The sequence below is a fragment of the Spirulina sp. LEGE 11439 genome, assembly GCF_059821285.1.
Window position 1 is genome coordinate 1 of record NZ_JCAMRX010000033.1, and the last position, 20,330, is coordinate 20,330.

A 20,330-nucleotide genomic window follows, 5' to 3' on the forward strand; every position below is an offset into this window, starting at 1 on the left:
ATTGGTACACTCATTGCTGCTACTGTACCTCATGAATTAGGGAATTGCTATATTCGAGAGTTTGCTTTCTAATTGTTTCTTCTATTCCTTCTAAATCTTTGATTTTTTCCGAGTCAGCCTCCTCATAGAGAATTTCTGCGATCGCTTTGAGATGTTCTTCTAGTTTTTGTTGTTTTTCTGGTGTCATCATTGCTATCACTATTTAGATTCTCTTCTCTTTATCTCTTTTTATCTTATTTGTCAATAGTTCATGTGTTCAGCAGGTTTGACCTGCTCCCATTATGCCCAGTCGAGAAGAACCTGAGAAAAAGCCAAAAATCATTAAAGGAGAAGACAGATTAAGCTATTAATCGTCGTTTTTTGGCACGGCTGACTCGTCGTTTGACCAGAGGACGAAAAGGACGAGGAGGAAGAGTATGTCCGCAAGAGCGTCCGGGGGATTTACCACTAGGTTGAGGAGGAGAGGCAGGAGTGCCAATGTGTTGAATAATGCGGAAAAAGTCTCGTTGAACGGCAGAAGGACTAATGATATTATCGGAAACAGAGGGAAGATAGCGTTGCCAAGGAGGAGGGAGAAGAGTAGCCAAAGGTCGAGCTGCCCAAAGTTGTGCCATTACCAGACAACAAAATTGAATCCAAGTCTGTTCGAGTTGTATGTTGGCAGTTTCAAAAGCGTTGAACCTCTGCGGGTAATACTCTCCCAACTCTCTTGTTGGCACGGTTTTCCCCAAGTCGATTCTTCTTTGAGATCAAAACGTTCTCCGTAACGGCGAGGGCGACCTCGCTTGGGAGATAATGGGACTGTTGGTTGATGATAAAAGACTCGATTAGAGCGACAACGACTGATAATACACAGCTTGGGCTGATTTCTCAACGGATAAAGAAAACCTCGATGACTATAATTGGCATCAGCAACTACCACAGATTTTTCTTGATACCAAGGCATTGATGAGTCCGTCACCATCTCTTGAATTTGTCTTTTTCCCACGGATGCTCCGGTCTCAAAACTACTGACTCTTTCCGCACTCCACGGTATTGCCCAACTACTACTCCCACCTAATTCCTTTTCCGCTATTCCCGACAAGATTGAATAATTATGTCCTAGGGTTATGGGCATCACTCCCGGTACTGGGGTGGGTTGATAGACTCGTTCGCGATCCGTTAATGTCTTGGCATAACTTCTCGCTACTGGGGTTGTATCTACTCCCCAAAGCCAATAGTCCCGCTCTTGTGGTGATGGTATTACTCCTGCTATTGCTCTCTTCCACTGACTGGGAAATTTTTGGCTTTGATTCTGCCACGGCTTCTGTGGACTTTCTTCCTCTTTTGTTGCTTCTTCCCTGTTCCCTATCCCTTCTATTGCCTTGTACAATGCACTATATCCTCGACGGAACAACGGATTTAGTGATAATTCTACCACCGAGTTGCCTCTCTCATTTCCACACAGAGCATCCAATAAATCCATTGCACTATCTGCTCTCTTCGGGAAACTTGCGTATACTTGTTCGCGGAATTCCTTTAAGGATTTGATACAATCTAACCTCTTCATGGGCAATTGGGTTGAGCGATTTCACTATTTGTTCTTTATCCCCTATTGCCCCTTCCTTTGGCTAGTCCTTACCTTTCTTTGTCCAAAGTCCAATTATGATGCTAGATATTTTTATAACATAGGTATAGTGCAGTATTGTGTATGATTTTTGCAATTTTTTCTACAACACTTTAACTGGACAAAAGAACAAGAATGGTGTACTCTTATAGAGGAAAATATATTATTATTTGTTTTTATCAAAAAAATGAGATTTTTGCTTCTAATGCTCCCAAAATTTCTAGGGACACTTTGTCGCAATATTCAAAAAAATAAATCTACCAATCATCAAGAGGAGCGAGAATCAGAGATTGAAACAAAGAATCAAAGTTTTGTAGAAAAACGCAGGCAATGGTTTGTACGAGAGTTCCGAATATATTTAATATCAGTATCTTTTTTGATTGTGTCAGTCAATGGTATTTTGATTGCTGACGTTAAGATAAATAATCCAGTTTTTTGGATAACCTTTGCTATTCTAGTGATTATAGAGCTAGTAATGACAATTCAAGATAAAAAAAGATAAGGAACTTAGATTGCTAATCGCCGTAGGGTGCGTTGGCAAAAGCAAAACGCACCATTTCCGGTCGTTTGCAATCTGTTGTTTCTAAAGCGCGATCGCATTCCCAATAAAGTCTGAAAGAAAGCGCTCTCAAGGCAAAGTATCAGGATCGATACCGAGTTGTATCAAGCGATCTAGAAGTTGTTTATTTTTCTGTTTTTCCTTTTCTAAGGCTGCTTGAGTTTGCTCTTTTTCTTGTCGTTCGCGATCGGCTCTTTGTTGTTCCTATTCTTTCTCCAAGCGTTCGCGATCGCACTCATTTTCAGCTAGAATAGCTCTCTGTTGCTGGCGATCTAACAAGTGGAAAAAGCGATCGCACTGCCAAAATTAAAGCACAGTATTGGGATCGATACCGAGTTGTATCAGGCGATTCGAGAAAAATAATGGAAAAGCGATCGCCTTCATCCCTAAAACTCATTTTGTGAAATAATACCCCTCGTATCGATATAGAACTCCCCCAACCTCTCCCATGAGTCCAACCCCCGCAGTTTCCTCACCTTCCCCGATGAGCGATCGCCCAGTGGCCGCAAAACTGGAATAGCTATCGCCACCTCCTCGGACAATTTTTGGGAGAATAAAAACATCTTAAACATGGATGAATTTACGCCGAACGTACAGTAAATCTTGATATTTTTCGCCCAAGTCTCCCAAGCTCAATCGCTTCATTCCTGTATTCGTTCCCAACCCATACAAACAAATTAATAAGCGCCTTTGCAAAACCTTGCGATCGCGCATCCTCTCAAACCGGAATCGCTACCCTAAATTCTGCCCCTCGACCGAGAGAAGAAATGCAATTTAACTCCCCACCGTGACGCTTGACAACAATCGAATGACTAATCGATAAACCCAATCCCGTCCCCTTACCGATCGCCTTAGTCGTAAAAAATGGATCGAAGATTTTCTGACAAGTTTCTGCCCGCATTCCGGGACCGTTATCGGCAATACAAACGAGGGCGCGTTTCTCTTTCAACATCGTGCGAATGCAAATTGTGGGAGTGACGATTTCTCCCGAGATCGCTAGAGGTTCCAGTGCATCGATCGCATTGCCGATCAAATTGAGAAATACTTGATTGAGTTGCCCGGGATAACATTCAATTTCTGGGAGTTGACCGTATTCTTTGACGATTTGAATTTCCGGGCGATCGGCCTTGGCCTTCAGGCGATTTTGCAAAATCAGCAAAGTACTTTCAAGGCCATCGTGAAGATTGGCTTCTTTGCGATCGGCTTCGTCCAAGCGAGAAAAATTCCGCAAACTGATGACGATTTCTCGAATACGCGTCGTGCCGATGTTCATCGAAGTGAGGACTTTCGGCAGGTCGCTTTGCAGGAAATCGAGATCGATCGCTTCTTTTTCTTCAGTAATACTTGGTGTTTCTCGGGGATATTCTTTTTCATAAAGCCGAAGCAAATCAAGCAAGTTTGTTGAATATTCATGTAAATGTTTTAAATTGCCATGAATGAAATTCACAGGATTATTAATTTCGTGAGCGATCCCGGCCACCATTTGCCCCAAACTCGCCATTTTTTCATTTTGAATCAGTTGCGTCTGGGTTTGTTTGAGTTGGTACAGAGTCGAGTGCAAATCCTCATTTTTATCGCTTAATTCTTGAGTTCGGGCGGCTACTTTTGACTCTAAAACATGACTGTATTCCTGTAATTGCTCGTAGGATCGCTGCAATTGTCGCGTCATTTGATTAAATGTTCTGGCAAGGATGCCGATTTCATTGTTAGTTAAAACCGGGGCGGCTTGCAGATCGGTAAAATTGCCCGCTCGCACCTTTCCTCCCACCGATCGCGCCGTTTGAGCGATCGCTAAAATCGGTTTGACAATCTGACGACTCATCATCAGTATTCCCACCGTGAGAATTCCCGCAAAACTCAAACCCACTAATAAAATCGAGCGAGCGAGGCGACGTGCTGGCTCAAACGCTTCTCTTTGCTCCATTTCCACCAGCAAAGCCACATCTCGATTATCTAGCCACCGATACACGCCGATAACGGGAATGCCTCGATAATTCCGATAAAGTCCGCGATCTTCATCTCCAGCCATCGCAATGTTAATTCCTTGACTATTCACCCCATCGGGAAATTCTTCCGAACCAAATCCTGTCGCAGATACAAAAACATTACGAGGCGAAAAATTACTCCCCATATTGGCGACCAAATAGGTTTCCCCGGTCTTGCCTAAGCCTCGATTCTCTCGGATAATGTCATCAATGCGATCGAGATTGAGATGAATGGCAAATAACCCCAAGCGTTTGCCTTCCTCATCAAAAATCGGCGTACTAAAGGTGGTGGTCGGTTTGCGCGTATCTGAGGATTGGTAAAAATTCGAGACGAAAGTGTCGTTTGTATCGCTGCGAGAGATTTGGATATTTTGATAGAGAGGGGAATACAGGCCGATATTCTCGGAATGGGTTGAAGCTAATACCCGTCCCCCTTTCGAGAGGACGACAATTTCTCGATAATCGGAGCGATCGCGGATAAAACTCTGCAAAGAAAGTTGCAGGGCTTCTAAAGCAGCTTGATATTCCGGGGCTGATTTGGGCTGAGTCAGCACAATGGTTGCTTGAGAGCGGATCTCTAACAAGTGACTGAGGGAGATGAGAGTATCCCGGCGATCGAGCAACCAACGATTTAACTCTCCTTCCTTAGAAGCAGCCACCGCCGTCAGTCGGTCAAACACGGATTGTTTGAGGGAATCTCGGGCTTGATTAAAAGCAACGTAACCCACCAAAGCAACAATTGCCAAAGATAAGACGGAAAACGATCCGACAATTTGCACCAGCAGGCTTTTTTTCCAGAAATGAATCATAATAATTTTTGAGAGCTTTGCGATCGCGTTAACTATCCCATTCCGCAAAAATTTCTTCGATCCGGTTCAAGGCCTCATTCGCCGCTTCTTCAGGGGATGCACCTTTATCAATAATGCGTTCGATCGCTCGACCCCAAATGCTTTCCGATTGCACGTTAGCATAAGCCGGGTTGCGAGATTGGTAATTAGAGCGAATTTTTCCCGTTTGGAATTGTCGAGCCGCCACAGAAAGGTGAGGATCCGCCGGATCGTTCCAAAATGGCTGGGCTGTTAATTGTGGCATCACTGGGAAATAGCGGCCAAAACCCCCTTCAAGATAAGGGGCCAGATGTTCGGGACGAACGAAATAAGTAAGAAAGTTCTTGGCAGTCTCTTGACGAGGAGACGAGGCAAAAAGCATCACTTGTTTGATCGTGGCAACATATTGAGGGGGTTCTCCATCGGGTTCATTGGGAAAGCCAATGGTTGCGATTTGGTTGCGATAAATATCTTCCTCTTCTCGCTGAGATCCTGGAATCGAAAGAGTAGGATTGAAGGTCATCAAGAGTTTTTGATTGAGAAATTCGGTATTATTATCGCCATTCGTCCAGTTATTTGCCTCGGGGGGAATATAACCTGCTTTATATAAACTGGTAAACCATGCTAAAGCCGCCGCAACACTCTGACGCACTTGCGGATCCTCAATGAGAAGATTGCCTTCTTCGTCCAATATTTGTATGTCATAACTATCTAATATCTGTTCAAACGCTAAGTGAGTATCATTGGCTTCACTGGATAACGGAAAACCGATACCGTAGATTTCCGTTCGCCCTTTCTCGCGCAAATTATCTTGAGCTTGTTGCCAAAATTTCCAGAAGGCATCCCATTCTGTCGGGATATCTGCTTCCTTTAAACCTGCTTCTGCCAGCATTTCGCGCCAGTAGTGAATGTGTACGGTTTGCTGTTTAATAGGGACGGTATAAAGAGAACGCGATCGCGCGGTATTGTTATAAAGATAAACAGATTGTAGGACGGCTGGACTATACAGTTCTTTTAAAGGTTCGACCACCTCAGAAACATCCGCCAGTTTTCCTTCCCACGCCCAACGAGGAGTTGTCAAGTTATCTGCTTGACTGGAAAAAACAATATCGGGAGGAGTTCCTGTTTTAACCGCATTATCGATTTCTTTGAGCAAATCATCTTGAGAAAACCAAGAGAGTGCGACCTTTTTTCCGGTTTCCTGTTGCCATTTTGTAATGATAGTTTCGAGGGCTTCATCTTCTTGAATGTAATAACCTCGATTCCACCAAATGGTTAACGTTTCATCTTTCTGAGATGGCTTTTCCGAGGAGTTGGGGTCTTGCTTTTCGATCGCTCCCGCACAGTTTGTTAGCAATAAACCCAAGCAAAATACACCTATTATTTTCTCCCAGTGCCAAATTTTCAACCGAATTTTCATTTTTGCTCCCAAGGGTGAAATCATTTTCAAGGTTTTGTACTGCCAAGGTTTTTCAATCCTAACAAAATCGATATTGACTGTCCACACAATTAATATGAGTATTAGTTTTATGAATTTTTTATGAATTTTTTATGGGTTTATAGATTTGTGCTGGCCAAGATTTTTAAATGCTCTCACCCGCAATAGTAAATCTTTAGCGATCGAGCATTAACATCTCTTATTTTTTCATAGATAATCAAGATAGAGAATAATTCATTCTTTAAAGTTTTGATAAAACCATAATGATTGTCAAGTTTACGCTTGATAAATGTTAGATATCTAACGTTTATGGGATTCTCAATCAATCATCTCCTCGAGTAAATCCAGAATGCGATCGAAGCGAAATTCTTGGACTCATTCAGCGATCGCCTGCGAAATTTTCCTTCCCAAGGCGATCGCTGGAAATTTAGCGGCTGCTGGTTACATTTTTATGATGCAAATATAAAGCGATCGCACTGCTTGCAACCGCAATAAAACTGAGAATGTGAACCATATTAAAGGGCGTACCGGTAAAAAACCAAGAATCCGTGCGAAGAAATTCGATAAAAAAGCGTCCTAACGGATACCAAATTAAGTAAAGCAAGCTCATATCCCCCGGTTTGAGTTGTTTGGAGAAACGGCGAGAAATCCAAAACAGAATAGCAAAACCGAGGAAATTCCAGAGAGATTCGTAGAGAAAGAGGGGATGAAAGCGATCGCTTTCAGGATATTGTCCCAAGTTGTTATAAGGAGGAATGCGATGTTGTGGATCGATTCTTAAGCCCCAAGGAAGGGTTGTCGGAGGTCCGTATAATTCTTGGTTGATGAAATTACCCCAACGTCCAATCGCTTGTGCGAGAGGAAGTCCGAGAGCGATCGCATCAAGGAAAATTAAGGGAGGTAATTTTCGCACTCGCGTAAAAATCCACAAGGCAATAACTCCGGCAATAAAACCCCCAAAAATGTGAATTCCACCGCTCCAAATTTGCAAGATTTTCCCCGGATTGGCTAAATAATAACCAATACCAGAACCATCTCGAGGAGACTGAATAAAGACGTAGTATAGCCTTGCACCCAGAAACCCCGGAATGATAATCCAGAGCAGCATATCCCAGAGATCGTCAGAGTTTTGCCCTCGTCGCTCGACTTCTCGGCTGGCAAGCCAACCGCAAATGAGAACGGCACTCATCATTAATACGCCATACCAGCGTAAAGTTAAGGGACCGAGTTGAAAGAGAATTGGATCGACAGGTGGATACATTTTTTTAGGTAATCGGTAATGGGAAATCAGTAATCGGTAAGACTAATTCCCCCATCGATTATTGCCGATCGCGACGATTTTTTTCTCAAAGTTGCGGAAAATTGCTCAAATTATTCTAAATAGCCGAGGTCTTTCAAGCGTTGATAAACTTGGGGATCGTCGAAATTATCGGGGCGATCGCTAACTCCAACCAGATCTTTTTGTTGATAAAAATCCTCTAAATAATCTTGCAGAATTTCTGTTTGTTCGGGTAAAATATCTCGCAAATCTAGGGTTTCTGTGGGATCGCTGACAATATTATAGAGTTCGCAACTCTCGAGAAAGTCTTCACTGCTTCCCCGTGCCAATAACTTATACTCTCGTTCCCAAACTGCTAAAGCTGGGCGATCGCATTGCATTTCTCGCACTAATTCCGGTTGTCGCTGCATTAATAAGTTCAGCACATTTTGCGGAGGGATAGCCATTGCAAATACAGGTTGTGTTTCTCCCGTTAAGGCGAGAGTGAGAGGCATTTCCACTTCTGTCGCGCAGCCTGCGGAGGTGAGAATACTATGGAAAAGTTGTCGGGTGGACACAACTTCATCTCGGATCGTACCGCGAGGAAAGGCATTGGTGGCATCTCGGACAATTAAGGGAACGCGTGCCAGTTCGTTATAAATCGCATTTGTGTGACCCAAGAGCCGTTTTTCTCCCAAATGTTCCCCATGATCCGCACAAACAACCAATAAAGCATTATCCAAAATGCCGCTCCTTTGTAATTGTTCGATAAACAGTCCGACTTGTTCGTCCTGCGCCGCAACTTCTGCATCATACATTCCGTCTAAGGTTTCCTTGTGCCGGGCATTGAGGGGATCGGCGAGGGGAGCCAACCAGCCGTACACATCACTGTTAAATTGGCGCAGATAGCCTTGCGCGTCTTTATCTTTGAGGACGTGAGGAGCAAAACGCTCGACGAATTTGCGAGGGGGATGGTAGGGCATATGAGTTTCCATCAAGTTGATAAAAGTGAAGATGGGTTGCCCTTCGGTTTTTTTGCGCTCGATGTGGAGTTCTGCCGCATCATTTAAGGATTTCGCCGTATTGCCCTTAAAACTCAATGCGGTTTGCCAGAGGGGAACCATGAGGGGATTAAAGGAGAGAGAGAGTAAGGCATCGCTGCGAGCAAAGGCATCCTGAACTTTACCAAAAGTTCCCGCTAAAACTCGCTTGAACCAAGAGCGATAGCGATCGATTAAGTTCGCGGGAATGCCCGCTTGGTTGGGGCGATCGGTGAGGAGTCCGCTATAATTCAAAAAGCTATAAAAGCCCCGTCGCAAGCCATTATTGACGACACCGACAAGGGGATTATTACAAAAGGCGGCAGTATAATAACCACCTTCTCGCAAACGTTCCGCTAAAGTAGGGAGTGTCCGAGGCAAAACGGAATAAGACTGTACCATCTGATGAATGTCGGGATACACCCCCGTAAACATAGACGCATGGGAAGGAATCGTCCATTGGGCAGCGGCGACGGCATGACGAAATAAGGTAGAGTCTGTAGCGAGGCGATCTAGGGCTGGAGAGGTTTCTTTTTCGTAGCCGTAACAGGACAGGCGATCGGCTCTCTGGGTATCGAGGACGAGAAGGATAATATCGGGGGATTGATTGGACATTCAGATGTTTTGCGATCGGATTATCTTAATATTGGCTATCTTTACTGAAAAATGCCTGAATGTGCAACTTGAGCTTGCGATCGCTGTCGTCTTCCCTAAAAACAGGACAGTAGTATCTGAAGAGTCCTTTTTTTCCAATCCCTCGGCGATCCATCCAATAATGCAACACTTTATTTCGGACAAACTGAGTTGTGCAAATCGCTTCGTTAATAGATTCAATTTGATGAGGTTTTGGTTTAACTTTAAACTCGAGAACAAACATAATAATGCTCGTCAAAGTTTAACAATTCACAATTTGTAATGATGAAAGCGATCCTCATCTCGCGATCGTTTTTGTTTGAGAGTGGGGTGCGATCGTTGTACAATCAAAAAGTTTTGCACCCCCCCCTTTTTTTTGATTCATGGTTGTCCTGCTCGAGAATTGTTCGCCCCATCAAGATTTAATCGTTACGCCACCGACGGCGGGAATCTCTTTACAAGGTACGGTGAAAATTCCGGGAGATAAGTCGATTTCCCATCGCGCTCTCATGTTAGGGTCGATCGCGGCAGGAAAAACAACGATTCAAGGATTGTTATTAGGGGAAGATCCTCACAGTACCGCCGCTTGTTTTCGAGCGATGGGGGCGACAATTTCTGATTTAAATGAGAAAGAAGTTATTGTAGAAGGGATTGGTTTGGGAAATTTGCAAGAACCGCAAGGCGTATTAAATGCCGGAAATTCGGGAACGACCTTGCGGTTAATGTTGGGGTTGTTGGCTTCTCACGGAGATCGCTTTTTTGCGGTGACGGGGGATGATTCTTTGCGATCGCGTCCCATGTCCCGGGTGGTGAAACCGCTTGAACAAATGGGGGCGACGATCTGGGGACGCAAGGAGAATTCTCTCGCACCGTTAGCCATTCGCGGACGGCAATTGCAGGGCATTCATTACCATTCTCCCATTGCGTCGGCTCAAGTGAAATCCTGCGTTCTTTTAGCGGGGTTATTGGCGCAAGGTCAAACAACGGTGACAGAACCCGCTCTCTCGCGGGATCACAGCGAACGGATGCTAAAGGCATTTGGGGCAGATTTAAACGTCGATCGCGAGACTCGCAGCGTGACGGTGATGGGACAATCGGCAATGTTACGAGGTCAAACTGTGATTGTACCCGGGGATATCAGTTCGGCGGCGTTTTGGTTGGTGGCGGCGGCGATCGTACCGGGTTCGGAATTGTTGATTGAAAATGTGGGGGTTAACCCGACGCGGACGGGGGTTTTGGAGGCGTTGGCGATGATGGGTGCAGATATCGTGCGGGAAAATGAACGCCTCGTAACCGGGGAACCCGTGGCAGATCTGCGGGTGCGCTATGGGAAATTAAAAGGGTGTGCGATCGCAGGGGATCTCATTCCCCGTCTCATCGATGAGATCCCGATTTTGGCCGTGGCGGCGATGTTTGCAGAAGGGACGACAACGATTAAAGATGCGGCGGAATTGCGGGTGAAGGAAAGCGATCGCCTTGCGGTGACGGCTTCGGAGTTGAATCGCATGGGTGCAAAGATAACCGAGTTACCTGATGGGTTGGAAATTTCGGGGGGGGTGACTTTAACGGGGTGCGAAACCGATAGCTATACAGATCATCGTATTGCCATGAGTTTAGCGATCGCGGCATTAGCAGCCAAGGGCAAAACTACCATTCATCGTGCGGAAGCGGCGGCGGTTTCTTATCCGAATTTTGTCGATACCCTGACCCAAATTATCCAGTGAGATATTTAAGAGGGCGATCGCGATAATTGAGTAAGGTATTTTTGTCAAGTTACGCTCGAGATCGCATTACGCAAATACGTTAGGACATGAAGAAAATGAACCACAGATTCACAGATTAGATTCAAAACCTACAGAATCTCGCGATCGCTAGTGAGAAAGAAATATGGTCAAAACGAGGCAAAAAAATATATGGAGAGAAACAAGGAAAACGAGGAAAACGAGAAAATTTAGTAGCGGGAAGGAGAAAAAAGAAAAAAGATTTAATTGCACCAATGATATTTACAGGAAGGTTAGATGCAATAGGATTTGAAGGATGGTTGGAAAGATATTTATTACCTGAATTAAAAATTCCTTCAGTATTAATTAGAGGTAGAGAGGGGATACCTGTAAAATTGAACGCGATGTAAAGTTTTGTAACGAACCCCTTCAGAGAACGATCGCCATCCCTTCATCCAAAGCACGAGGAGTAGTTTCCATATCGATGGTGTAATCGCCAAATCGCTATTTGATTATCTTTTCTTGTTGTTCGACATCATTGGTCGCGATAACGCGATCGCCACCGAAAAAGAACCACTTAGAAAAACCATGATAGGCTTCCACTTTATTCGTCGCTGGCGAGTAAAATTCGTCCAGTAATCGACATTTCTGAGAATATCAATGAGATTTCGTTCTGGCATTCTTTCTTCAATCAACGCTTCGAGAGCGTGTAAAGAAGGAGGATTAAACTGGCGCAGTGGTCGTTTTAAAACAGATTTTCCTGCTTCATCAATCGAGATTGATGTATTATTGGGATAGCTTTCATCCACAGTTTGAGCAATTTCAGTGAGTTGAGTTTTAAGATGTTCGATAAAGCCATTGACCTCTTCAGGAAAACCTAAATTCCGGCAGTATTGTCTGACCCAATCTTTGCACTCAGACCAAGGCAGTAATTGTTCTCGATAATCAGCATAAGATTGACTGCCGAGAACGCAAATATCTCCAGATTTAAGTTCGGCAGCGAGGTAGGAAAAAACACAGACTTCAAAGTGTCGTCGCACTATTTTAGTCTTCTGATTCGATTGGCTCCTTATCAACTTTTGCCAAGTCTCGGAACTGAAGGATAAATCGACTTCAGCCGGAAGCCATTCTCCGCGACGATGGGTATTCTGAAGGAGAAATTCCAAAGCGTTCGTCAATCTTCTGTCAAGGTTTGTAGAAGCGAACTGAAGGGCATTAATAACGCGAAAGAAAGCACTACGATGACTCTTATAAAAGCGCCATAGTAAAGGAAAATAATTGTTGCCTCGATAAGCATTAACGGCTTCACATTCATCCAAGAGTCGTTCGACTCCACCTTGAGATTTGACGATATCTCGCACTTCTTGAACTGCGTTGTTCTCTGGTAAAGGATCGTTAAAAACGTGCAAAATCTGCGTTAAAACTGAAACTAATTTTTCTGTCGTATCTCGCTCGTTTTGGTGAATTTCTTCTAACTTATCTTTGGCTTTATGATGAATCTTTTTCATCTGTCTGAGAAACATTTCGATCAAATTATCGCGGGTCTGCACGCGAGCCGAATGGATTAAAGACAGAAGCAGCGTCAGTCTTTTTGGTGCTTTCATCTCTTTCAATTCCGAAGCATTTAGCGCTTTAGCTTCCGAGGCAAAATGGTCTCTTTTTCCGGGGGTGAGAGTGGCGATCGCAGAGTCAACATCTCCGAGAGTTTCTAGCCATGTCAAGTGTACGAATAAATCGTTGAGATGATTGACTCGGGTGCGAATGTGACTGACCAGACGATCTAAAGTTGCAAAAGAAGGCAGTTCGTAACGATTTTTAACCATTTCTTCGATCGCTGCATTAATTAAATCGGCTGGATTATCCATAACCCATGCTAGACTTTCAATAATTTCTGCAATGGAGCGATTAATTTCTCGAGGGAATGGACTAATTTGAAGGTAAGAACGGATGGCTCGTTTATGACTCGATTTCGTTTGGGGGTATTGATATCCAAATTGCAAATCTTGGGGTAGTTTGAGATAAGTGCGAATGTAATTGACGATTGAATGGGGAATGCGTTCGAGTTTGGGAAAATAGCCCAATCTCTGAAATGATTTGAGCAGGAGCATCAGGTTGAGATAGTGGTTTTCTCCAGTGGTTGAGGTGCGTCCAAAGGCAATTTCTACATGAGTGGGGGTGTAAATTTCTTGGAGTTCTTGGGGGGTATAATAGCGCTTAAATTGAGGATAAGCCGTTCGCTCGATGGATGTCACGGGTGTGTAAAAGAGTAATTGCGTACGTTATAATATTTCTTGGATGCTATCTTTAAAAATTTCGAGTCCTAAATATAATTCTTCTTCAGAAATTGTTAAAGGAGAGAGAAACTTAACCACTTCTCCTCGAGAGCCGCAAGTTTCAATAACAAGTCCCTTTTCAAAGCATTTACGGGCGATCTGGCTTGCAAGCGTCTCATCTTGAACCGTGACTCCTTGAATCATTCCTCGTCCTCTTATCTTAAACATTTCCGGCCAGTTCTGTTGAATCTCTTGCTCTAAAAAATCTCGAACCTTTTCCCCTTTTTTCCGAACAGAAATCGCAAAATCATCGTTCTGCCAATAAATTTCAAAGGCTGCCTTTCCTGTTACAAAAGCTAGATTATTTCCTCGAAAAGTTCCATTATGCTGTCCGGGTTTCCATCGATCTAATTCAGGTTTAATCAGGACAACAGATAACGGTAATCCAAAACCACTTAAAGATTTTGATAAAACAATGCAATCTGGAGAAATCGATGCTTCTTCAAAACTGAAAAACGATCCAGTTCTCCCACAACCCATCTGAATATCATCAATAATCAAGAGAATCTGATGTTTGCGACAGACTTTTTCTAGCGATCGCAACCACGAAAAACGGGCGACATTAATTCCCCCTTCTCCTTGAACGGTTTCTACAATAATTGCTGCAGGGAAATCAACACCACTACTGCGATCGCAAAGAACCCGATCTAAATATTCGGTTGTATCAACATTATCTCCGAGATACCCATCATAAGGCATAAAATGAGATCCCATCAAAGGTATTCCTGCTGCCTCGCGATAGTAAGCATTAGCTGTCATGGCAAGAGAGCCAAATGTAACACCATGAAAGCCACCTGAAAAAGCAATAATATTTTCCCGTCCTGTCGCATTGCGGACAGTTTTTAACACAACTTCAATGGCATTTGTTCCAGTCGGGCCAGGAAACAAGATTTTATAGTTTAACTTTCTCGGTTTGAGAATAATAGCCGCAAAAGATTCTAAAAATTCTCGTTTGGCCACAGTTGACATATCAAGACTGTGAACAAGACCATTTTTCTCGATGTAGCGTAATAACTTTTCTTTGATTTTTGGATGATTGTGGCCATAATTTAATACTCCTGCTCCGCTAAAGAAATCAATATATTGATTTCCTTTTTCATCTTTTAAAATTGCTCCCTCTGCTTCCGTAAATATGGTTGGAAATGAGCGACAATAACTTCTTATATTAGATTCTAGTTTTTCAAAAATGTCCATTACCTTTAATTTCCCTCTTGATAGTAACTATTCTAAACTTGATTCAGTAACAAGAGATTGACTAACAGTTGCAAAATACAATCCTAATAAAACAACGGAAAAAGCTAACCAATTGAGCAAGTTTAACTGTTCGTTAAAAACAATAAAAGCGCCAATAGCAGTAAAAACAGGTTCTAATAATTCACTCAGAGAAACAAATGCTGAAGATAAGTTTTTCAAACTGTAAGCAACAAGTCCTTGACCTAAAAGCTGACAAATAATTCCTAGTGAAATTGCAAAAAACCAACCTTGCCAAGAAATCGGAAAAACTCTCTGCTGGGTTACTGCCAATACGGGTAAACTCAATATTGTGGCCAGCGAACAACTCCAAAGTATTATTGTGGTCACTGAAAACTTAGAGCGCAACGTTTCAATTAACATCAAATTTGCCGCATAGAAAATCGACGACAAAAGAGCAGAAATATCGCCAATAAAATGATTTAAAGATAGCTGTAAGTCGCCAATTTCGAGAACTGTTGCTCCTCCAATCGCCAAAATCATGCCGATTATAAATTTTTGGTCAAATTGTCTTTTCCATAAAAGCCAACCTCCCAAACAAGTAAATAATGAGGTCAGGTTATGCAGAAGAGTAGAGTTCGTAACATTGGTCTGAGTCAACGACCAAGCCCAAAGAAAATTCCACGACCAAAATGTAATACCTGTTGCCACTAAAAGTAATTTATCTTGGGTTGTGTATTCTTCTGTTGGTAAATATTTGCCTTTCCATTTTCCATATCTTGCTTTACAGATAACCCATAGCCATAAAACAATAAAGGCTGTCCAGAAACGATGAAAAATAGTGGCACTTGGACTAATTTCCCGTTCGCTCAAATTGGTGAAGATTCCAGCAAAAGACATTGCAATTAAAGCTATACCTAATGCAATTAAAGAAAGACTAGCTGTACCAAAATTAAAATTTGACTGAAAAGTTTTTGCTAAAGTTTTTGATTCTGATGTCATACTAATATCGAATCTTGACGATCGATTACGATCTCAAAAGTATTGGTTTGAAACAGATATATTGCTTCTTAATTCAATCGACTAAACAAATTCAATCTAATCAATTGAAATCTCTTGATACAGCAAAAAATAAAAATCCCTACTAAGACTATCCAAAAAAACAATCTTTGTCAAGGAAGACTTTTGGTATAAAATAGAAGAATAGAAAGATCTCGGAGTTAAACATGGTCGAACATTTACTTTTAGGAATCGTTCTCGGTTTGGTTTCTGTTACACTTTTAGGTCTGTTTTTTGCAGCTTATATGCAGTACAAGCGTGACGATCGCGCCATCAGCTAAAACTCATTCAAGAGAACACCTAGAAAAATAGCCCATCTCAAACGAGGTGGGCTATTTTTCTAGACATAAAACTCAAGAATTACTCTTCTTCTGGACTCACCCTCGACGGCGGCGATTGCTGATGAATAGATGCACCGGGGGGTGGGGGTTGGATGAGTGGGTCTGCTGTTGTCACCATGTCAGGAACGGCAGTTGGAGAGGCGATCGCACCGGGAGGAGGCGGTTGAGGCGGCTGTTCTTGAGGAGGGGCGATCGCACCGGGAGGAGGCGGTTGAGGCGGCTGTTCTTGAGGAGGGGCGATCGCACCGGGAGGAGGCGGTTGCACAATTGCCCCGGGAGGGGGCGGTTGAGTAATTGATGCGTGTTTTTTCTCTTGTTCTTGATTTGCCTTCTTGTTTTTTGCCGCTTCAAGGCGTGTTTCCGCATCCGCCATCACCGCATCCATTTTTTCTAAAATTTCTCCTGGATAACTTTCTAACATCTTCGTTGAGAAAGAAAGGCGATTTTTATCTTCATCAATGTCGGCGACGATCACCTTGAGTTCTTGACCGATTTTAAAAACAGTATTGAGAGAATGAATGGGACTGTCGCTCACTTGTTTGATGTGTAATAATCCCGTTAATCCGCCAATATCGACAAAGACTCCGTAGGGTTGAATGCTGACTACCTTGCCTTCTGATAGCGTCCCGGGTTCTACACTCTTAATTGCTTCCGATCGCGCTGCATCTCGTTGTGATAGTACTAATTTCCGTCGTTCGGGATCGACCTCCAAACAAGTTACCGTGAGAGACTTCCCGATCAAATCATCTAAATTCTCTTTTTCCATGAGATGCGATCGCGGAATAAAAGAACGCAATCCTTTCACTTGTCCGGTTACGCCGCCGCGATTGACTCCCGTTACTCGCATTTGTACTGAAGAACCGTTTTCTTTCACTTCCAGCATATCGTCCCAAGACTGCTTAATCGAAAGTTGGCGGCGAGAAAGCAAGACTTGTCCTTCTGCATCTTGTCCGCGAACGATTAAAAATTCAAATTCTTCCTGTAACGGCAAAATTTTAGTCAAATCGCTTGCGGATTCCAACGCCGCTTCATCAATGGGAACGAATCCAGAAGATTTGCTACCAATGTCAACATAAACCCCCTCGGAACTATGCTCGATGACTTTGCCCCGTACCACATCCCCTCTCTGAAAACTGAAGGTTTCTCTTTCGAGGGCTTTGGCAAAGTCATCCATCGAAAAGGATGTATTAGCTGGATTAGAATCGGTCGGTTTGGAACTCATAACAGTCTGTACGGTGAAATTAAGCATTTTCAAATGGGTAGGGACGTTTTTCTCGAGGAAAATTAAACCGATCCGGATGCCATTGAAAACGAGAGCGCTCTTCTATATTACGTTAACCGTTTCTGCGGGAAACTAGAGTATTGAGCTAAATAACTGTAACACTTTTTGCCACGCATCTTTTGCAGAGGATTCGTCGTAGTCCGAACGGCGATCGCAAAAAAAGCCATGCCCTACTCTGTCATAGCAGAAAATTTGATGCGGAATGTTACATTTTTTCAACTCGGCAGCGATCGCCTCCACTTCCTCGCGAGAAATTAAACGATCTTCTCGGCCAAAAAATGCGTATAGCGTGCCTTTAATATCTTGGCTGCGGGTGAGAGTTGGTTCTCCTCCCCCGGGGGTCAAGGTTGCCACTCCTGCTCCATAGAACGAGGCTGTCGCTTTAATATCAGCCAAAATCGCCCCCAGATAAACGACGTGACCCCCAAAACAAAAGCCAATACTGCCCATTCCTCCGCTTTTGACGTTAGGGAGAGTTTTGAGATAGTCGATCGCACTTTGCATATCCCCCAAGAGTTCGTCAGCTTGGGTTTGCACTTTATATTTTCGCCCGAGTTCGATCTCTTGGGGAGAGTAGCCGACAGAAAAACCGGGAGCCAAACGCTGATAAATGGCTGGTGCGATCGCTACATATCCTTCTTTCGCAATGCGTTCAACTACATCTTGAATATGTTCGTTCACTCCAAAAATTTCTTGAATGACAATAATACCGGGATAAGTTCCCCTTTCCGTCGGTTGGGCGAGGTAGGCATCAATCTGTAAATCTCCATTCTGCACCTTCACCCATTCTGTGCGAATATTTGTACCTGTCATAGTTCGTAATCTTCCCCAAAACCGTCTGAGAACAATCTACACTAGAGAAACGCGCTCATTTTGCCGAATTCTCAGCTATGGCTAACCCGTTGCAATTTAATATTCAAACTGATAGTGATATTCCCGCCTCGAAACAATTATTCGACCAAATTCAGTTTGCGATCGCTTCTCGTCAATATCCCCCGGGTCATCGTCTCCCCAGCACCCGCCAATTGGCGCAAATTACGGGACTGCATCGCAATACCGTGAGTAAGGTCTATCGCCAACTCGAAGAAACTGGGTTGGTGGAATCTCAAGCGGGATCGGGTATCTATGTCAAAGCACAGGGTCACGAAGGGGGGACAAATCTCGGCTCTCCCATGCTCGAACAATACCCTGAGGCTTATCAAGTCGTCCAGAAAAGCATTGATGAATTATTAGTACAGGGTTGTACCCTCTCTCAAGCCAGAGAATTATTTCTCTCGGAAATTGATTGGCGCTTGCGGTGTAGTGCGAGAGTATTGGTGACGGTTCCTCAACGGGATATGGGGGCTGGAGAGTTAATGGTCAAGGAATTAGAAGGGGCGTTAAAAATCCCTATTCAATTAGTTGCTCTTGAGGAATTAGTCGGCATTCTCGAGCAAACTCATTCCGGAACCGTCGTCACCAGTCGCTATTTTATCAAAGAAGCCGAAGCGATCGCGGCTCCCAACTCCGTGCGGGTGATTCCTGTTGATATTTACGATTACAATCAGGAATTGGTTAAAGTTAAGAATCTCCGTCAAAATAGTTGTTTAGGGTTAGTGAGTTTAAGTGATGGCATTTTAGGGATTGCTCAAATTTTAGTTCATAGTTTGCGTGGGGATGATCTTTTAGTGATGACCGCCAAAGTAGATGATACTTATCGCCTCAATGCCCTCATCCGCAGCGCCCACACGATTATCTGCGATCGCGCTAGTTATGATGCCACCAAACAAGCGATCCTCGAGGCTCGAGAGGATTTAATTCGCCATCCCGATTTGATTTGCAGTGAAAATTACATCGGGGAAAAATCGATTAATTTACTCAAGCGAGAATTGGGCTTAGGGTAATTTCAATGAACAATGAGCAATGACTGGGAAAGCGATCGGGAAAATCGTGATGAATGCCCCTCGAAAATGATATAAAGAAAAAGTTTGCGGATGGAACGCATAGAGACAAGAAAACAGTAGAAGCCGATACCGAATTGCTTTGTCCCTATCATTCCCTCATCCCTCATTCAGAAAATAGGGAACACCGATCTTGACTCTCTTGTCAGAGTTTGCGAGTTTGCTGTTTACTATTGAATAAATCATGATCAAAAGTTGGCTCGTGCGATCGCTATCATTCAGTTTGCTGGGGTTGGGTTTATTCGGTGCGATGGCAGTAGCGATCGCAATTCCCATTCGGCAAACTCTCGATCGTTCTGTGGAAAGTCGTCCTTACGGCACTTCTGCTACTTTGTCTCGTCGCGATCGTCAAGATTTGATCTGGCCGACCGCCGGGCAAATTTCCCAAACTTTTCACCGCTACCACGAAGGCCTCGATATTGCCGGGGCTGCGGGTACGCCCATTTTAGCCGTGAGAGACGGGATGGTGACGATGGCAGGTTGGGATGATTGGGGGTTGGGAAATGCGATTGTACTACAACATGAGGATGGCAGTCGCACGGTTTACGGTCACAATCAGCGCCTTTTTGTCCGCGTCGGTCAGTCCGTATACCAAGGCCAAGCCGTCGCAGAAATGGGCAGTACGGGCAACAGTACCGGCCCGCACCTGCATTTTGAGGTCCGCCCCAACGGTCGCGATCCCGTCGATCCTCTGGGATTTCTCCCCGACTCTACGGCAAATTCAACGTATGCTCCCGATGCACGAGGCAATGCGATCGCACCGACAGAAGGATGCAGCGATCGCTTGCTATTTAACCGAGAAACCCGCAATTTTCGCGTTCAGGTCTGTTTGTCTGGCAGTCAAATGTTTTATTTCTCTCAAGAGAAACGCAATCCCTTTTCTTCATTGTGGCTGCCCGCACAGGCGATCGCGGGAGGGTTTTCCGCCCAAAACGGTAGCTATACTTATCGCATCCGCAGCGATCGCTTAGAAGTGCTGCAAAAAGAACTTATTTTGCGATCGGAACGCTTTTTAACGCCATAATCGCGATCGCTTTCTAGATAATAAGAAATATTTTCTTTGAGAAACAATTAATCATCCTTTATAGTCTACGATCTTAGTCCTCTTTTCAATTTT

At 43.8% G+C, this 20,330-nt stretch carries 18 protein-coding genes and 3 pseudogenes; 6 read left to right on the plus strand and 15 right to left on the minus strand.

The window, feature by feature from the left end; all coding sequences use genetic code 11:
• Nucleotides 1-19: 19 nt before the first annotated feature.
• From AC6RV6_RS19605 to AC6RV6_RS19615, 3 genes are all read right to left on the minus strand, one after another.
• The gene (locus tag AC6RV6_RS19605; protein WP_500242569.1) at nt 20-190 is read right to left on the minus strand and encodes a hypothetical protein; all 171 of its coding nucleotides are present in this window, start codon (nt 188-190) and stop codon (nt 20-22) included.
• 148 nt (nt 191-338) lie between these two features.
• The gene (locus tag AC6RV6_RS19610) at nt 339-614 is read right to left on the minus strand and encodes a hypothetical protein (RefSeq protein ID WP_500242570.1); all 276 of its coding nucleotides are present in this window, start codon (nt 612-614) and stop codon (nt 339-341) included.
• Entirely contained in the window at nt 614-1,549 is a 936-nt protein-coding gene (locus AC6RV6_RS19615; RefSeq protein ID WP_500242571.1) for a transposase, read from the minus strand. Before AC6RV6_RS19615 ends, AC6RV6_RS19610 begins: the two co-directional genes overlap by 1 nt.
• Before the next feature lie 148 nt (nt 1,550-1,697).
• On the opposite strand from AC6RV6_RS19615, the gene AC6RV6_RS19620 reads away from it, so the two are divergent.
• On the plus strand, nt 1,698-2,108 hold the full coding sequence (locus AC6RV6_RS19620) for a hypothetical protein (protein ID WP_500242572.1): 411 nt from the start codon (nt 1,698-1,700) through the stop codon (nt 2,106-2,108).
• A 621-nt stretch (nt 2,109-2,729) separates the two neighbouring features.
• Here the strand turns inward: AC6RV6_RS19620 and AC6RV6_RS19625 are convergent.
• The 6 genes and pseudogenes from AC6RV6_RS19625 to AC6RV6_RS19650 all read right to left on the minus strand — a co-directional run.
• Nucleotides 2,730-2,879 carry a hypothetical protein gene (locus AC6RV6_RS19625; RefSeq protein ID WP_500242627.1) on the minus strand — a complete coding sequence of 50 codons (150 nt, stop codon included), beginning with the start codon at nt 2,877-2,879 and terminating at the stop codon, nt 2,730-2,732.
• Nucleotides 2,880-2,883: 4 nt separating this feature from the next.
• Nucleotides 2,884-4,959 carry a sensor histidine kinase gene (locus AC6RV6_RS19630; RefSeq protein ID WP_500242573.1) on the minus strand — a complete coding sequence of 692 codons (2,076 nt, stop codon included), beginning with the start codon at nt 4,957-4,959 and terminating at the stop codon, nt 2,884-2,886.
• Nucleotides 4,960-4,987: 28 nt separating this feature from the next.
• A complete protein-coding gene (locus AC6RV6_RS19635; RefSeq protein WP_500242574.1) occupies nt 4,988-6,484 on the minus strand; it encodes an ABC transporter substrate-binding protein in 1,497 nt (498 codons plus the stop codon).
• Nucleotides 6,485-6,842: 358 nt separating this feature from the next.
• Complete coding sequence (gene lgt / locus AC6RV6_RS19640; protein WP_500242575.1) at nt 6,843-7,676, minus strand: prolipoprotein diacylglyceryl transferase; 834 nt, start codon at nt 7,674-7,676, stop codon at nt 6,843-6,845.
• 110 nt (nt 7,677-7,786) lie between these two features.
• Nucleotides 7,787-9,328, minus strand: a complete 1,542-nt coding sequence (locus AC6RV6_RS19645) for a sulfatase (protein WP_500242576.1) — start codon at nt 9,326-9,328, stop codon at nt 7,787-7,789.
• Nucleotides 9,329-9,419: 91 nt separating this feature from the next.
• A pseudogene (locus AC6RV6_RS19650) lies at nt 9,420-9,590 on the minus strand (RNA-guided endonuclease TnpB family protein); the annotation flags it as partial.
• Nucleotides 9,591-9,729: 139 nt separating this feature from the next.
• On the opposite strand from AC6RV6_RS19650, the gene aroA reads away from it, so the two are divergent.
• Entirely contained in the window at nt 9,730-11,070 is a 1,341-nt protein-coding gene (gene aroA, locus AC6RV6_RS19655) for a 3-phosphoshikimate 1-carboxyvinyltransferase (protein WP_500242577.1), read from the plus strand.
• 164 nt (nt 11,071-11,234) lie between these two features.
• Nucleotides 11,235-11,435 (plus strand): annotated as a pseudogene (locus AC6RV6_RS19660) (transposase domain-containing protein); the annotation flags it as partial.
• Between the two features lie 136 nt (nt 11,436-11,571).
• Here the strand turns inward: AC6RV6_RS19660 and AC6RV6_RS19665 are convergent.
• The 4 genes and pseudogenes from AC6RV6_RS19665 to AC6RV6_RS19680 form a co-directional block, all read right to left on the minus strand.
• Nucleotides 11,572-11,670, minus strand: a complete 99-nt coding sequence (locus AC6RV6_RS19665) for a hypothetical protein (protein ID WP_500242578.1) — start codon at nt 11,668-11,670, stop codon at nt 11,572-11,574.
• 1,169 nt (nt 11,671-12,839) lie between these two features.
• A pseudogene (locus AC6RV6_RS19670) lies at nt 12,840-13,319 on the minus strand (DUF4158 domain-containing protein); the annotation flags it as partial.
• A 27-nt stretch (nt 13,320-13,346) separates the two neighbouring features.
• Nucleotides 13,347-14,594, minus strand: coding sequence for a diaminobutyrate--2-oxoglutarate transaminase (ectB, locus tag AC6RV6_RS19675; protein WP_500242579.1), 1,248 nt, complete (start codon nt 14,592-14,594; stop codon nt 13,347-13,349).
• Nucleotides 14,595-14,621: 27 nt separating this feature from the next.
• Nucleotides 14,622-15,593 carry a DMT family transporter gene (locus AC6RV6_RS19680; protein WP_500242580.1) on the minus strand — a complete coding sequence of 324 codons (972 nt, stop codon included), beginning with the start codon at nt 15,591-15,593 and terminating at the stop codon, nt 14,622-14,624.
• 224 nt (nt 15,594-15,817) lie between these two features.
• Here AC6RV6_RS19680 and petG point away from each other — a divergent pair, with 224 nt between their 5' ends.
• Entirely contained in the window at nt 15,818-15,931 is a 114-nt protein-coding gene (petG, locus tag AC6RV6_RS19685) for a cytochrome b6-f complex subunit V (protein ID WP_323226128.1), read from the plus strand.
• Between the two features lie 79 nt (nt 15,932-16,010).
• Here the strand turns inward: petG and AC6RV6_RS19690 are convergent, their stop codons facing one another.
• Nucleotides 16,011-17,213 carry a S1 RNA-binding domain-containing protein gene (locus AC6RV6_RS19690; protein ID WP_500242581.1) on the minus strand — a complete coding sequence of 401 codons (1,203 nt, stop codon included), beginning with the start codon at nt 17,211-17,213 and terminating at the stop codon, nt 16,011-16,013.
• A 132-nt stretch (nt 17,214-17,345) separates the two neighbouring features.
• Nucleotides 17,346-18,086, minus strand: coding sequence for a dienelactone hydrolase family protein (locus AC6RV6_RS19695; protein WP_500242582.1), 741 nt, complete (start codon nt 18,084-18,086; stop codon nt 17,346-17,348).
• A gap of 77 nt (nt 18,087-18,163) precedes the next feature.
• Here AC6RV6_RS19695 and AC6RV6_RS19700 point away from each other — a divergent pair, with 77 nt between their 5' ends.
• Both AC6RV6_RS19700 and AC6RV6_RS19705 read left to right on the plus strand, forming a co-directional pair.
• Nucleotides 18,164-19,156, plus strand: coding sequence for a GntR family transcriptional regulator (locus AC6RV6_RS19700; protein ID WP_500242583.1), 993 nt, complete (start codon nt 18,164-18,166; stop codon nt 19,154-19,156).
• Between the two features lie 241 nt (nt 19,157-19,397).
• Nucleotides 19,398-20,237 carry a M23 family metallopeptidase gene (locus AC6RV6_RS19705; RefSeq protein WP_500242584.1) on the plus strand — a complete coding sequence of 280 codons (840 nt, stop codon included), beginning with the start codon at nt 19,398-19,400 and terminating at the stop codon, nt 20,235-20,237.
• Nucleotides 20,238-20,330: the final 93 nt, after the last annotated feature.